We start from the raw sequence: 15101 nt of genomic DNA on the forward strand, positions 1-15101 counted from the left end.
TGTCATCGTCCTGTAAGAGCGGTACGTCCGCCTGTATGATATACTGAAAATAAGAAATGGGATTAAAGGTAGGGGAAGCACATGCCGATTTGGGAATCGTTAGCAAGTTCCAGCCCGCTTGAAATATTAAAGAATATTGTGGATGTGCTTCTTGTTTGGTTCGTCTTTTATAAGTTGATCACCATCATTAAAGGGACGAAGGCAGTCCAGTTGCTTAAAGGGATTTTCGTTATCCTCATTGTCCGGATCCTAACTGAGTTTCTTGGTTTCGAGACGTTGAAGTGGATGATGGAGCAGGTTGTCCGGTTTGGATTCCTTGCAGTCATCATTCTCTTCCAGCCGGAACTCAGGCGTGCACTTGAGCAGCTGGGCAGAGGCCGGCTGTTTGCGCGAACGGCGATGCAAGAGGAGGAGGAGCGTGACCGCCTGATCGAGGCGTTCAGCAAATCGGTCAGCTATATGGCGAAGCGGCGGATCGGCGCATTGATCTCCATTGAACGGGAGACCGGGCTGAGTGAATACATTGAGACGGGGATTCCGATGAACTCCAATGTTACATCTGAATTGCTGATCAATATTTTCATTCCGAATACGCCGCTGCATGATGGCGCTGTCATCATCCAGAAAAACCGGATTGCGGCCGCAGCCTGTTATTTGCCGCTCTCCGAGAACCCGTTCATCTCGAAGGAACTCGGCACCCGGCACCGTGCGGCGATTGGCCTCAGTGAAGTAACGGATGCGATCACCATTGTCGTGTCGGAGGAAACGGGAGCTGTAAGTATTACAGCGAATGGGGACATTAACCGGAACCTGACGATGGAACAATTCGAGACGAAGCTGCGGCAAAACTGGTTTGGCGCGGAAGATACACAGGCGGCAACTCCTTTCTGGAAATGGGGGAAACGGAACAATGGATAATTTACTGGACCGGCCATGGTTTCTTCGCTTTACGGCTCTGGCTCTCGCCATCATCCTTTTCATTTCCGTCCGCGGTGAAGAAGACAACAATTCCAAGAATTCAATTGGGGACACAGTTGAGTTCATGCGGGATATCCCTGTGGAAGTCTACTATGACAACGAAAATCTAGTTGTTACCGGTGTACCGGAAACGGTTAACATGACAATTGACGGACCGGCCAATATCGTGCAATCGACGAAATTGATGAAGGACTTCACGCTGAAAGTCGATCTTCGAAATTTACCGACTGGCCAGCATACAGTGGAAATTCGAACTGAAAACTTATCAGATAAATTGCATGTCAAACTGGATCCTGCAACGGTGGATGTCAACATCGAAGAGAAGATTACTAAAGCACTGCCGGTGGATCCGGAATTTAACGAGCGCCTTCTCGCTGACGGTTTCAATGTCGTCAAAATGGAAGTGGAACCTTCCACCATCGAAGTGACAGGTGCGAAAAGCGTCATCGATTCCATCGGCTTTGTCAAAGCGTCAGCCAGCAAGGACAATGGCATCGACAAATCATTTGAACAGAGAGTCCGTGTCCGCGTCCTGGACCGCGATCTGAACAAACTGAATGTCACAATTGTGCCTGAAGAGGTCAATCTCAAGGTGCAGGTGGAAGAGAATAACAAGGAAGTGCCGATCGTGCTGAAGCAACGGGGCATTCCCGCGCAGGATGTCACGATTGACTCCATTACAGGCGACTTGAAGTCCGTCAGACTATTCGGACCTCGTGCCGTTTTGGATTCAATTAAAGAATTGGGGGTACAAGTAGATATCACGGGTATTCATGACTCAGGGACCATTGAAGTGAATCTGCCTAAACCAAAAGGCGTGACCTCCTTGTCTGATGACAAAGTGAAAGTGAAGATAGAGATCACCAAGAAGGAAGAAGATATTGAAACACCTCCTGACGTATCTATGAATCCTGAACAGGAGGGTGACGAGGATAAAGACAAGGACAAGGAACAGGACAAGGCTCCAGTCGTCAAAGTGGAAGTGACGAAGAGTTTTCCGAACATCCCCATTGAGATAAAAGGTTTGAACCAGACATTTAAAAGCACATTCAGCAAACCTGCGGACGGGCTCGTCAATCTGACGGTGACCGCCGATAAAGAGGTGATCGACTCACTGAAAGCATCAGATCTCCATGTATCGGTCGATCTTTCAAAAGTGGAGTCGGAGGGAAAAGAGACCTTCCCTGTCCATGTCGACGTGCCTGAACACGTCGCTTGGAAACTATCGGATGAAGAAGTTGTGCTCGATATCGTTCTTGCATGATAAGAGTGAATGTATAGGTTGAAAGGGAGAATCGATATGACAAAGTATTTCGGGACTGATGGTGTACGAGGAATCGCGAATAAGGAACTGACACCGGAACTTGCGTTTAAATTAGGCCGGATTGGCGGCTACGTGCTGACCAAGAACAGAACTGAGAAATCACAAGTTCTGATTGGCAGGGACACCCGCATTTCAGGGCAGATGCTTGAAAGTGCATTGATTGCAGGCCTATTGTCAAACGGCATTGAAGTGATGCGCCTTGGCGTCATCAGCACGCCAGGCGTCGCGTATTTGACAAGAGCGATGAATGCCCAGGCAGGCGTCATGATTTCAGCTTCGCATAACCCGGTAGCCGATAACGGCATCAAGTTTTTCGGATCTGACGGTTTCAAGCTGACAGATGAGCAGGAAGAGGAGATCGAAAAGCTGCTTGATCAGGAACAGGATGATCTGCCGCGGCCGGTCGGAGCGGATGTCGGTACAGTGACCGATTATTTTGAGGGAAGCCATAAGTACATCCAGTACTTGAAGCAGACGGTGGATGAAGATTTCACAGATATCCATGTCGCATTGGATTGTGCAAATGGAGCGACGTCTTCACTCGCGACCCATCTGTTTGCAGATCTCGACGCCGATCTCTCGACGATGGGCGCTTCCCCGAACGGTTTGAACATCAATGACGGCGTCGGCTCGACGCATCCGGAAGGTCTCAGCAGCCTGGTCACGGAGAAGGGTGCTGATGTCGGCCTTGCGTTCGACGGTGACGGAGACCGCCTGATTGCGGTTGACGAGCTCGGCCGCATTGTCAATGGAGATCAGATCATGTTCATCCTCGGACGGCATCTGCAGGCGAAAGGCCGTTTGAAAGACGATACGATCGTATCGACGATCATGAGCAATCTGGGCTTCTATAAGGCTCTTGAACGTCATGATATGAAGAGCATCAAAACAGCTGTCGGTGACCGGTATGTCGTCGAAGAGATGAAAAAGGGCGGTTACAATCTTGGCGGGGAGCAATCAGGCCATATTGTCATGCTCGACTATAACACGACAGGCGACGGCTTGCTGACAGCCCTGCAGCTTGTCTATGTCATGAAGCGGACAGGGCGCAAGCTGTCGGAATTGGCTGGTGAGATGACCGTTTATCCGCAAGAGCTGATCAACGTAAAGGTGACAGATAAAAATGCGGTTGCCGCGAATGATACAGTGAAGAAGGCAATCCAGGACGTGGAGTCCGAAATGGCTGGAAATGGCCGCGTTCTCGTACGTCCTTCGGGTACTGAGCCGCTCGTCCGCGTTATGGTGGAAGCGCCGGATCAGGATGCATGCAAGCAGTATGCTGAAAGAATCGCTGATGTAGTACGTACGGAAATGGGCGCAGAGTAAAAAAGAGGACGCTGGGATGGCTATAGATAGTCATCCCGGCGTTTTCGAATGCCAAGCGAATGGATTTTTTATTGGAGTGACAACATGACTGCCAACAAGGCTAGGAAAATCATAAGAAACCGTATGGAAACTGTGTTCGAGAGCTGGGGGGAAGCCAAGTCCGTTACGGAAAAGGAGTTATATTCGTTCCTTCAGTCCATCAGCAGTATGGCGGAAGCCGCAGGAATGGAAAGCCTCTTCGAATTTGCCACAAAACAACTTCACGCAATTTCTCCTGACCATGAGACCAAAATCCCTAGCTCCATCTTGTCGAACTTCAAGCAGCTTCTGCTCAACCGCAGCTTTGAGCCGGCAGACGGAAGGAATGAGAACACAGGGAAACTGAAAGACACGTTCATTTTATTAATCGATGATGACATGAACTTCATCTCTGATATGAAAGAGACGCTAGAGATGGCGGGCGCACAAGTTATCGTAGCGCTGGACGGCAAGCGGGGAATCGAACAGTTCTACTCGATGCGGCCATCTTTCATCCTGATGGAGACGGAGCTGCCCGATATGTCGGGGTTTGACGTTCTGCAAAGGATTGGGGAGACGGCGCTCTCCAAAAACGTCTCCATCTTAATGATGAGCAAGACGACTGCGCGTGACAATTGGCTGCAAACGTATCGTCTCGGCGGGCAGGACCTGTTCCCCAAGCCGATCGATATCGGGGTCTTCCTCCCATTTCTCGTTAACCGGAATGAGAGACGGAAGATCATCGAACAGCTGACCATCAAAGACGGCCTGACGGGAGCCGGGAACCGCCGGAACTTTGATGAGGCGCTGGAGCATGCTGCCGAGCAGTATAAAGAAAAGAACACCCCCTTTACGCTTGTGCTGCTCGATCTCGATCATTTCAAGCGAGTGAATGATGTGTATGGCCATCCTGTGGGCGACGATGTGCTCCAGACGTTCGGAAGATTGCTTGTTTCAGAAAAACGTGAGAAGGATACAGTGTATCGGTATGGAGGGGAAGAGTTCGCCATCATCATGCCCGAAGCTTGTGCCGAAGAAGCCGCCAAGATGATCGGCAAGCTCCGGGAGCATTTGCAGACGATCCCATTCCGCGCCGGCAGTACCACCTTTTCGATCACCTTTTCGGCGGGCGCAGCAGCGTATGCAGGGGAAGGAGCAGAAGGCATTCTAGCTGGTGCAGACCAGGCACTTTACGAAGCGAAGCGGACGGGACGGAACCGGACAGTCATATTCAATGAAGGCCAGTCCAGGCGGAGGCAGCTCGAAGTCATCATTGTCGATGATGACCGGCTGATCCGCACGATCCTGCATGATACATTATCGGAGCTGAAGCAGGATGATATCGAGCTGACCGTACGCACTTTTGCGGACGGCCCATCCTTCCTGGCGGCGGACTGGTACAGCCCGGATAAAAGCTATATCATCCTGCTCGACGGCATCATGCCGGGCATGGACGGCCTCGAGGTGCTTGGCCGCATCAAAAAGGACGGCGAACTGAGCAATGTGGTCGTGTCCATGATGACCGCCCGGACGAAAGAATCCGACATGAAAGCGGCCCTTTGGTTCGGGGCGGACGATTATATCACGAAGCCTTTCCTGCCGGAAGAAATCCTCGAACGGATCCGCAACTTGGCTGCTCGGATGTTCAATAAAGGATAAAAAACGGCTGCCATCGACTCATGGCAGCCGTTTTTCTATGGACTCAATCAATACACTTTCATGCGATTGCGGATCAGGATTGCTGAGAAGTTCAGCAGGAACAGAAGAAGCAGCAGGACCAGGATTGTCGCGGCAGCGAGATTGGCATATTCCGCAACGAGTGCCGAATCGAGTGTCCAATAATAGATCTGCATCGGCAGGACGGTGAACCTGTCGAGGAGACTGCCGGGAAACGGGATCAGAAGTGCCGGAATGCCGATGACGACGAGCGGCGCTGTTTCCCCGATGGCGCGCGACAAGGAGAGGATCGCTCCTGTCATGATGCCGGGCAGGGCGGCAGGCAGGATAATGCGCTGGATCGTCTGCCATTTGGTCGCCCCGAGCCCATAGGACGCTTCGCCGAGCTGGCCGGGAACCGCCCGGATGGCCTCCTGGCTCGCGACAATGACAATCGGCAAGATCAACAGGGACATCGTCAGCCCGCCTGCGAGTATGACATTGCCGAAGCCAAGCAGCCGGACGAAAACGGTGAGGCCCAGAATCCCGTATACGATGGATGGCACGCCGGCAAGATTGGCGATATTCGTCTGGATCCAGCCGACAAGCCGGCTGTTTCCGGCATACTGCTCCAGGAAAACGGCTGTACTGACGCCCAGGACCATCGTTACTGGCGCGACGACTGCCATGAGCCAGAGCGTGCCGAGGATCGCCCCCATGATGCCTGCGCGTTCTGGCTGGGTCGATAGCTTTCCGGTCAAAAACGGGAGGTTGATGAACTTGATGCCTTGCGTCAAGACTTCGAGCAGCAGGACACCTAGAATGGCGATGCCGAAGAAAGCCGCCAATGAGAACATCCACTTTCCAGCGCGGTCCATACTGACGCGGATTTTCATGCTCCGGTTGCTGAATTGCATCTTAATACGCCTCCTTGAACTTCCGGGATATTATGCGCGCCAGCAGATTCATCACTAACGTAAAGACGAACAGCGTCATCGCGACCGCGTACAAGCTGTAATAGACAGTCGAGCCGGCTGCAGCGTCGCCACCGGTCACTTCGACGATATACGCGGTCATCGTCTGCATGGACTGGGTGACATCAAACGTGAAGTTTTTCGAACTGCCGCTCGCAATGGTGACGATCATAGTTTCGCCGATCGCCCTCGATATGCCGAGCACAAAGGAGGCCATGATGCCGGATAGTGCAGCTGGAATGATCACTTTACGCGTCATCTCCAGTTTCGTTGCTCCGAGTCCGAGAGCCCCTTCCCGCATGCTCGCCGGCACCGAGCTCATCGCGTCTTCAGACAGGGATGCGATCATCGGGATGATCATGATGCCCATGACGATGCCGGGGCTTAGGATATTGGTTGATTCCAAGGAAGGGATGAACGTTTTCAGTAATGGGGTGACGACTGTAAAAGCGAAAAATCCATAGACAATTGTCGGTATCCCGGCGAGCAGTTCGAGAGCCGGCTTCAGCACTTTGCGCACCCGGACAGATGCATACTCGCTCAAATAGATGGCGGCCATCAGACCGAGCGGGGCCGCAACGAGCAAGGCGATCACAGTTGAGACAAGCGTGCCCGCGAGAATCGGCAACACGCCGAACTCGGGATCCTGGCTGAGCGGTTTGAGTATGGTTCCGGTGAAAAATCCGGCGATCGGCACCCGCCTGAAAAATTCAACTGTCTCAAACAGCAGTGTGAAGACGATGCCGATTGTCGTCAGAACCGAGACGGACGCCGCCAGAAACAGGAAAACAGGGACCGCTCTCTCCGCGTATGTGCCCAAACCCGCTTTTTGCCGGTTTTCCTCGATCATGTTCCTTACGCTGGGGGCGTCCGGCCCGTGGTATGGTGAATGCAGCATATGTACCTCAACCTCCTCATGAAGTGAAAGGAGATGAGAGCCGTCAGCTCCCATCTCCACTTGAATTACCGGCGTAAGCTTTCCAGATATTCGATCGCTTTTTCGGACTCGGCCTCAGGCACCGGCGCAAATCCTGTTTCCCCTGCGAATTCGGCAATGTGGTCCAGGACATAGATGGCGTAATCGAGCACTTGCGGTTTATCTTTCGCATTGTTTACGTTCAAGTACGTGAACACCGGTCGTGTAAACTCTTGATAGGCCCCATCTTCCGCGATGGTATCGAGGCCGGGTTCCACTGGGCCGTTTCCAAAGTCGACGCTGACGGCATTCAATTTGTCCTTATTGCTTGCATAGTAGCCGAAGCCGAAGAAGGCGATGCCATTCTTATCTTCAGAGACCAGTTTCACGAGCGTCGAGTATTCCTGCTGAAGATTGATATCATGTTTCATGTCTTGTTTATCCAGCACTTTTTCATAGAAAAATTCATACGTGCCGTGATTTTCGTTCGGCCCCATGGCGTTGATCTTCTCATCTGGCCAGCCGGGGTCGATGTCCGACCATTTTTCCACGTCGCTGCCATCAAGGAAAATGCTGATCAATTGCTCAGGCGTCATTTCAGCAGCCCAGTCATTATCTTTGTTGATGACAAATGTCAGACCGTCCAGCGCAACCTTCAATTCTTTTGTTTCAATTCCGAGTTTCTCAGCTTCGGCTGCTTCTTCGTCTTTCATCTGCCGGGACGCGTCATTGAAGTCGGTCCCGTTCTCTGCGAGGAACTTTTTAAAGCCAGCACTTGTTCCCGCGCGGCTCACTTCCACCGATACCCCTTCTTGCTCAGTTGTCATATATTCTTCTGCGATACGGGCCATCAGCGGGTAGACGGTGCCGGAGCCGTCGATGGCGACATGCCCATCCAGTTTTTCACGGGCTTGGGTTCCATCTGTCGTTGCTGCCGCTGTTCCGCTTTCTTCTTTCTTCTCCATGCTGCAAGCCGCCATGAAGATTGCGACCAATCCAAACATCACACATAGAAGCAATTTGCCGTGTTTCATTCCAATTGTCCTCCCTTTGGTTATAAACCCTATCTTCAATTGCTAGTATAGAGACCCTTTGTTAAGCCCATATGGGGAGGGTGTAAAGGTTTTGTAAAGAGTGGGGTAATTTCAAATAAAAAACAATCACCCGGGTGAGCGGGTGATTGTTCTGTTCAGCCGAACCGGCCGTTTACATAGTCTTCGGTCAGCTTGTCGGCTGGGCGGTTGAAGATGGTTTGTGTCGTGTCGGCTTCGATGATTTCACCGTTCAGGAAAAATGCGGTGCGATCGGAGATACGGGCGGCTTGCTGCATATTGTGGGTGACAATGGCAATCGTCACATCGTTTTTAATGGACTGGATCAATTCTTCGATTTTGTGCGTCGAAACCGGATCAAGGGCGGATGTCGGTTCATCCATCAAGATCACTTCAGGATCGACGGCAAGACAGCGGGCAATGCAGAGCCGCTGCTGCTGGCCGCCGGAGAGTCCGTATGCATTCTTATGGAGGCGATCCTTTACTTCATCCCACAAGGCAGCTTTTTTCAGACTGTCTTCCACGATCAGATCGAGCATCGCCTTATTCTTGATGCCATGGACTTTCGGACCGAATGCCACATTTTCATAGATGGATTTCGGAAAAGGGTTCGGCTTCTGGAACACCATTCCGACTTTCGCACGCAGCCATTCCACCGGCATCGAATTCCCGAGGATATTATTTCCCCTGAATGTGACATTTCCGGAAATTGTCACATCCGGAACCATCTCGACCATCCGGTTCAACGTCTTCAGATAGGTCGATTTTCCGCATCCGGACGGTCCGATGATGGCGGTCACTTCTTTTTCATTGATCGAGAGCCCGATATTCTTCAAAGCGTGCGATGTGCCATACCAGAGATTCAACCCGCTCGTTTCGTAAATCGGCTTCCTCCAGCCTTCGTTACTCACGACGCTGAACTGCGTTTCCTTCAACCGTTCTTTCATGACCATATGGGCGTCCTCCTATGTATTGAGGTTTGCAGCCCAGTATACAGAACGGTTGTTAAGCTCGTATAAAGCGGATGTAAAGGTCTTGTAAATGATCATTCAAAAATATAATGCAGCGCCTTCACTGCCTGGTCCACTGTTTCCACGGTCGCATGCGCTTTGCGTGACAGTTCCTTCAAAGGATGATGCAGCTTTTCAGGACGAATGAGAACAAGCGGCTTGCCGAGTGCAATCGCACTGCTTGCATCCATCGCGGTATTCCATTGTTTGTACTGCTCGCCGAACAGGGCGATGACGAGGTCGGATTTCTGGAGCAGAATCTCTGTGCGCAAGTTGTTGAAGCTGGAAGCGGCGGAATCTTTGAACACGGCGTCCGGCTGCTTGCCTAGGATTTCCTCTCCGATGTTATCGGAGCGGTCATGGTCTTCCATCGGGCCTACGAAATCGATCGGCAGGGCAAGTGCCGCCACTTTCTGTTTTACTTCCTCCCGCCAAGATGTGTGGATTTCGCCTGCCAAGTATACAGTCAATCGCATCATGGTTCCTCCTTGTGTATGTTTTCTTCCAGTATAGCACCCAATGAAAAAGATTGCCGGGGGTTGCTTGAAAGTTTAGAATAAGGGGAGAAGAGGGGGATATGGCATGAAGACGATTTGGCATAATGGAACACTCTATACGATGAAAACAGAAGGCGAGACTGTAGAGGCACTCCTGACAGAGAATGGAAAAATCATTGCATCCGGCTCCTATGCCGATTTGAAAGGGCAGGCGGACAATGAGGTCGACCTTAGAGGAGCGATTCTATATCCGGGTTTCATTGATAATCATATGCATATCATCGGGCATGGACAGAAGCTGCTCAGCCTTGATCTGTCAAAAGCTGCTTCCGCCGATGAAATGCTTGAGATGCTGCATTCCGCGTACCCGGATCTTCCAGAAGATGAATGGTTCATCGGGGAAGGTTGGAACGAAAATAATTTTGAGGACCGACGGATATTGACGCGCCAAGAGCTGGATAAAGTGACCGATTCACCGATGATCCTCAAGCGGACATGCCGGCATGCGGCGCTCGCCAATTCGAAGGCGCTAAAGCTCGCGGGCATTACGAAGGATACACCTGATCCTGCCGATGGCGTCATCGAGCGCGACGCTGATGGAGAGCCGACGGGCTACTTGAAAGAAGGACCGATGGATCGGCTGCTGCAGCTTATCCCGGAGCCGACGGAAGAGTCGCTGACAAAAGCGCTTGAGGCATCCGTCCGGGATCTCCTTTCCCTCGGCCTGACGGGGTGCGTGACGGATGATCTTGGTTACTACGGTGACTATACAAACCCGCTCAATGCGTTCAAAAATGTCATTGGAGAAGATAAGAAAAAGTTCAGGGCGCATCTATTGCGCCGGTCGACGGTCTTCAAGCAGCTGATGGAGGACGGGGCGACGTATGACGAGCCTTGGATCCATGGCGGGGAGATGAAATTCTTCGTAGACGGTGCACTTGGTGCAAGGACTGCTCTGCTCAGCGAGCCCTATGCGGATGCCCCTGAAACGTCGGGCACGGCCGTACTGACCGATGAGGAAATCGATGAACATGTCGAACTCGCCCGCCGCTACGGAGAAGCGGTAGCTATGCATCTAATCGGAGATGCTGCGGTGGAAAAGGCGCTTGACGCCATCGAGAAATATCCGGCTCCTGCCGGGAAGAAAGACAGGCTGATCCATGTAAATGTGCTGCGTGATGATCTGGTGGAACGGATGAAGAAGCTTCCGGTTGTCCTTGATATCCAGCCGGTATTCGTCTCTTCTGACTTCCCTTGGGCGATGGAGCGTCTTGGCGAGCGCCGGCTTGATTGGGCGTATGCGTGGAAGCGCCTTCTGGAAGAGGGATTCATTTGCGGCGGGGGATCGGACGCGCCCGTAGAAGAAGTCGACCCGCTGCTTGGCATCTATGCGGCAATCGCACGGAAAAAGACAGGAGCGAAAGGGGACGGCTATCTTATGAAGGAGAGCCTGACGCCGTTTGAAGCGGTCTCTCTCTTCACAACGGGGAGTGCGGCAACCATTGGCAAAGAGGAGTCGCGAGGCCAGCTTGCACCCGGCTTTGACGCAGATTTCACAATTCTTGACCGTGATCTGCTTCATATAGGGACGGAAGAAATTCCATCGGCGAACGTCATGATGACTGTTGTAGCCGGCGAAATCATGTACCGGGGAGAGACTCTAGGAAAGTGATTGGAAGACTGGCCTCGGTCCCCTCCGCTCTGGCTTTTCTCGCTGGTCTCGCTACACTGGATGTGCAGCTGGAACTTGTCCGTTCCGAAGCAGAGAAGACCTCCCTTTTCACGCAGATGAATGCCGTATGGATGTCTGCATTTTCAGGAGAGGCGGCCCCGTTCCTTATGGCGTTCGGATGCCTGATAGCGGCTGCCATGATCTTGCTTGGCATCGGCATTTATAAGACACCCCAACAAAAGAAATGGAGCGTCCTGCTGCTGATGGCAGGACTGCTCTCGCTCAATCCTTTCGGCATGGCTCTCGCTGTTATGGGAAGTTTGCTGGGATTTTTGCGAGCAGGAAAAAAAGGAACGGCAGTGCCCGATTGACGGCCTGCCGTTCCTTTTTAATTTATCCTCGGTATGGCCACCAGACGCCGCGTCCGAATGATACCGTAATAGCAGGGATCAGAAGCGGAAGGATGATCAGTCCGTACAGAAGAAGACCGGTGATGACAATGGTCGCAATCTGCACAAGGCTGAGTACGCCGGACGGCATCATCGCTCCGAATGTGCCTGCAAGGATGATAGCCGCAGTGATGATGACCGTTCCCATCTTCGCCATGGACGTGACGAGGGCATCGCGCACGTTTTTTCCATTGATGCTCTCTTCGCGGAAGCGGTCGAGCAGGAAGATCGAATAGTCGACGCCCAGTGCAATCAGCATGATAAAGCCGAAGAAAGGCACGGCCCAGCTGATGCCGTCATAGCCAAGTCCGTTCACGAAGATCAGCTCTGTGATGGAGACGGATGTATAATACGTCAAGAGCAGTGATCCGATCATGTAGGCAGGCATGATGGCGGAACGGAACAGGATGAACAGCACAACGAACAGGCCTGCAAGCATGATGGTCACTGTCCGCGTGAAATCTTTAGACGAAATATCGTTCAAGTCCGCATTCATGACAGAGATTCCGCTGAATGCGATATCCGCATCCGCGAAAGGAGTTCCGATCACAGAACGGTCTACTGTGTCTTCGATATCATGGACGATATCGATTGCTTCGCGTGAATACGGGTCTTGCTCCAAGATGACCTCCATCATGATGCCGGTCTGATTGTCAATCGTGTACCGGTCTAGTACTTGCTGGAAATCTTCATTGTCTAGCGTCCCTTTCGGAATGTAGAGCCCGGTGTCGCGGACGCTCTTTGAGTCGCCCATGTCGCTCAGCATATCCGAAAGCTCCGTCAGGCCGTCGTGGATTTCAGTGAGACCGTCATTCGACGCCTTCACGCCGCCCGCAAGCTCCTTGAGCCCGCCTGCCAGCGCTCCGATCTGGCCAGTGGATCCGTCAAGCTGGTCTGCAGCGCCATAGAGGCTGCCGCTCACTTTCTTCAGCTCGCCGCTGAGTGCCTGCAAACCGCCTGCCGCTTGTGTTGCCGGCATGCCTTGAGACAGGCCGCCTGCAATTTGCGAAAGCTGGTCATTGATCTGGCTGAGGCCGGAAGCTGCTTGGCGCAATCCAGCACCGCCTGCAGCCGCCTCTGTGCCTTGTGGCAGCTGGCCAGTAATATCATTTAAACCGCCTTGTACCTTACCGAGTCCGTCCTGCACTTGCCCAAGTCCGTCAATGGCATCACGGAGGCCATCCGACATAAGAGCGATCTGATGGTCGACATACAAGTCTTCCAGCATTTCTCCGGTCGGGCGTGTAATGGTCCGTACCGACTTGACCCCCTCCACTTTCTCGAGGTCTTTGCTCATCGATTCGAGATAGGTGACATCACGTTCATTGACGATGTTCTTATCTTTTTTCAAGATGACCTGAACGGGAAGGGAATCCCCCTCACCGAAACTGTCTGAGATACGGTTAAGTCCTTTTACAGACTCTTTGCTCGAGTCGATTTCATCAACCGTATTGAATGAAAGATCGTTGTCATACGTCAAAAGGATGGGAATTGTAATCACACCGACCACCAGCATCGAAAGAAGCGGACGCATGACGGATAGTTTGCTGAAGTTAACCCACAGCTTGCTGTCTTTATGGGAGGCAGCCCCTTTGGACGGCCAGAATAACTTATCTTTCAATAACACCATGAACAGCGGGACGACGGTGTATAGTACGACAAGCAGTACAGCGATCCCGACCGCAACGGCAACAGCCGACTTGAAAATAGGGAAATCTGCGAAACCGATTGCAGCAAAACCGATGAATACAGCGGATGCACTGATGAACAATGTGCGGCCTGCCGTCTTATATGTGTTGAGAATCGATTCCACTACTTCATGGCCGGCAAGCAGTTCCTCTTTATACCGGCTTAAGAGCAGGATGCAGTAATCCGTCCCAAGGCCGAAAAGAATCGCGACAAGGAAGATCTGTGTATAGTTCGATACCGGGAAACCGAACCAATCAATGAAAAACGCGACGAGCGATTGGCTGAGAAGATAGGAGATCCCAACCGCGATCAGCGGGACGAACGGCGTCACGATGGATCGGAAAACGATGAGCAGGAGTGCGAAAATCAGAATGACCGTGATCAATTCTGTTTTTTTCAACCCTTCCTGTGCGCTTAAGTTGACGTCGTTGTTTATAATCGCTTCACCCGTCAAATAGACTGTCTCGTCTGTCGGTATGATGTCCTCGTGGATCGTGTCCGCAAGTTTAATGATTTCTTCCTGGCTGCCTTCCACCGTCACCGGGACAAGGATCGTTTTTTTATCCTCAGAGACGAGCTGCTCTTCCAAATCCTCATTTTCGAAAGGGTTCAACACATCTTTCACCGGACTGCCGAGCGCTTCGATCTTCTTTACGGCTTCCTTCACGTCTTTGCGAAGCGCATCCGTAACAGGCGCATCAAGCGCATAAACGAGGGAAATGGTATCTTCAGAAGCGCCTGCTTGATCCAGGATTGCTGCGGCCTTTTCTGAAGCGGCTGTATCAGGCAGCTGGAACGAACCTGCCTCCTCGGCTTGCTTTGCGAGATCGGGTGCCAGCAGGAACAGACCGATCGTAATCACCAATAGGCCAATAAAAATTGGCCATTTGAACTTGAGAACGTGTTTCATAAGTACATCCCTTTCATTTGCAAGATTTCCTTCAGTTTCTTGAATGTCTCGATGAACGTATCGATCTCCTGTTCTTCGATATGGCCATCAAACAACTTTTCAACGCCAAGATAGACGGCTTCATCTGACTGTTTTAGCACTTCTGCTCCAGTGTCCGTCAAATGCATCACCTTCGCCCGCTGATCATTCGGATTTTTCGCTGATATCACCAATCCTTTGTCCTCGAGCTTCTTAAGACGAGTGGAGATGGCGCTCTTGTGCACACCTTGAATTTCGGCGAGCTTGCCGCCGGTCAGTGGGCCATGTGCCTGCAAGATCTTCAATACTTGGATCTGCTCAGGGGAATATTCTTTCCACACATCCACATGAACCGATTTCACGACATGCTCTGATCCGTAAATCAATATGTCCTCGAACAATTCAATCGCTTCTCTCAACTTTTCTTTCAAACTAGTAGACCCCCTCAACTAATATATGTAGTTTAGGGGGTCTACTACTACTAGTCAAATAGAGTGATCATGGTTCGCTTCAAGGTATCGCTCTAAAGTATGGGAATATAAGGGCTAGAGCGATATATGACAAGTTTATGGCGATAACCTGCTGGCTGATCTGTCTCATAGGAGCATGATG

At 51.7% G+C, this 15101-nt stretch carries 13 protein-coding genes; 6 read left to right on the plus strand and 7 right to left on the minus strand.

Features of this window, described 5'->3' with window-relative positions; translation table 11 throughout:
* The first annotated feature begins 81 nt into the window (after positions 1-81).
* The 4 genes from cdaA (at position 82) to ACZ5FK_RS11460 (ending at position 5305) form a co-directional block, all read left to right on the plus strand.
* Positions 82-918 carry a diadenylate cyclase CdaA gene (cdaA, locus tag ACZ5FK_RS11445; RefSeq protein WP_464805027.1) on the plus strand — a complete coding sequence of 279 codons (837 nt, stop codon included), beginning with the start codon at positions 82-84 and terminating at the stop codon, positions 916-918.
* Positions 911-2242: a CdaR family protein gene (locus tag ACZ5FK_RS11450; RefSeq protein WP_464805028.1), complete on the plus strand. Its 1332-nt coding sequence runs from the start codon at positions 911-913 to the stop codon at positions 2240-2242. The genes cdaA and ACZ5FK_RS11450 overlap by 8 nt, the downstream gene beginning before the upstream one ends.
* 36 nt (positions 2243-2278) lie before the next feature.
* The gene (glmM, locus tag ACZ5FK_RS11455; RefSeq protein WP_464805029.1) at positions 2279-3628 is read left to right on the plus strand and encodes a phosphoglucosamine mutase; all 1350 of its coding nucleotides are present in this window, start codon (positions 2279-2281) and stop codon (positions 3626-3628) included.
* A gap of 84 nt (positions 3629-3712) precedes the next feature.
* Entirely contained in the window at positions 3713-5305 is a 1593-nt protein-coding gene (locus ACZ5FK_RS11460; protein ID WP_464805030.1) for a GGDEF domain-containing response regulator, read from the plus strand.
* Positions 5306-5352: 47 nt separating this feature from the next.
* Here the strand turns inward: ACZ5FK_RS11460 and pstA are convergent, their stop codons facing one another.
* The 5 genes from pstA to ACZ5FK_RS11485 all read right to left on the minus strand — a co-directional run bounded on the left by pstA (position 5353) and on the right by ACZ5FK_RS11485 (position 9730).
* Entirely contained in the window at positions 5353-6219 is an 867-nt protein-coding gene (gene pstA, locus ACZ5FK_RS11465; RefSeq protein ID WP_464805031.1) for a phosphate ABC transporter permease PstA, read from the minus strand.
* Position 6220: 1 nt separating this feature from the next.
* On the minus strand, positions 6221-7174 hold the full coding sequence (pstC, locus tag ACZ5FK_RS11470; protein ID WP_464805032.1) for a phosphate ABC transporter permease subunit PstC: 954 nt from the start codon (positions 7172-7174) through the stop codon (positions 6221-6223).
* 65 nt (positions 7175-7239) lie between these two features.
* Positions 7240-8226 carry a PstS family phosphate ABC transporter substrate-binding protein gene (locus tag ACZ5FK_RS11475; protein WP_464805033.1) on the minus strand — a complete coding sequence of 329 codons (987 nt, stop codon included), beginning with the start codon at positions 8224-8226 and terminating at the stop codon, positions 7240-7242.
* 155 nt (positions 8227-8381) lie between these two features.
* Positions 8382-9197: a phosphate ABC transporter ATP-binding protein PstB gene (pstB, locus tag ACZ5FK_RS11480; RefSeq protein ID WP_464805034.1), complete on the minus strand. Its 816-nt coding sequence runs from the start codon at positions 9195-9197 to the stop codon at positions 8382-8384.
* Between the two features lie 92 nt (positions 9198-9289).
* Complete coding sequence (locus ACZ5FK_RS11485; protein ID WP_464805035.1) at positions 9290-9730, minus strand: YtoQ family protein; 441 nt, start codon at positions 9728-9730, stop codon at positions 9290-9292.
* A gap of 106 nt (positions 9731-9836) precedes the next feature.
* Between ACZ5FK_RS11485 and ACZ5FK_RS11490 the strand changes: the two genes are divergently transcribed.
* The gene (locus tag ACZ5FK_RS11490; protein WP_464805036.1) at positions 9837-11423 is read left to right on the plus strand and encodes an amidohydrolase; all 1587 of its coding nucleotides are present in this window, start codon (positions 9837-9839) and stop codon (positions 11421-11423) included.
* Positions 11420-11794, plus strand: a complete 375-nt coding sequence (locus tag ACZ5FK_RS11495) for a hypothetical protein (RefSeq protein ID WP_464805037.1) — start codon at positions 11420-11422, stop codon at positions 11792-11794. The genes ACZ5FK_RS11490 and ACZ5FK_RS11495 overlap by 4 nt, the downstream gene beginning before the upstream one ends.
* 22 nt (positions 11795-11816) lie before the next feature.
* Here the strand turns inward: ACZ5FK_RS11495 and ACZ5FK_RS11500 are convergent, their stop codons facing one another.
* Entirely contained in the window at positions 11817-14471 is a 2655-nt protein-coding gene (locus tag ACZ5FK_RS11500; protein WP_464805038.1) for an MMPL family transporter, read from the minus strand.
* On the minus strand, positions 14468-14920 hold the full coding sequence (locus ACZ5FK_RS11505) for a MarR family winged helix-turn-helix transcriptional regulator (RefSeq protein WP_464805039.1): 453 nt from the start codon (positions 14918-14920) through the stop codon (positions 14468-14470). The genes ACZ5FK_RS11500 and ACZ5FK_RS11505 overlap by 4 nt, the downstream gene beginning before the upstream one ends.
* Positions 14921-15101 lie beyond the last annotated feature (181 nt).

The organism is Sporosarcina sp. GTC18466 (genome assembly GCF_055389225.1).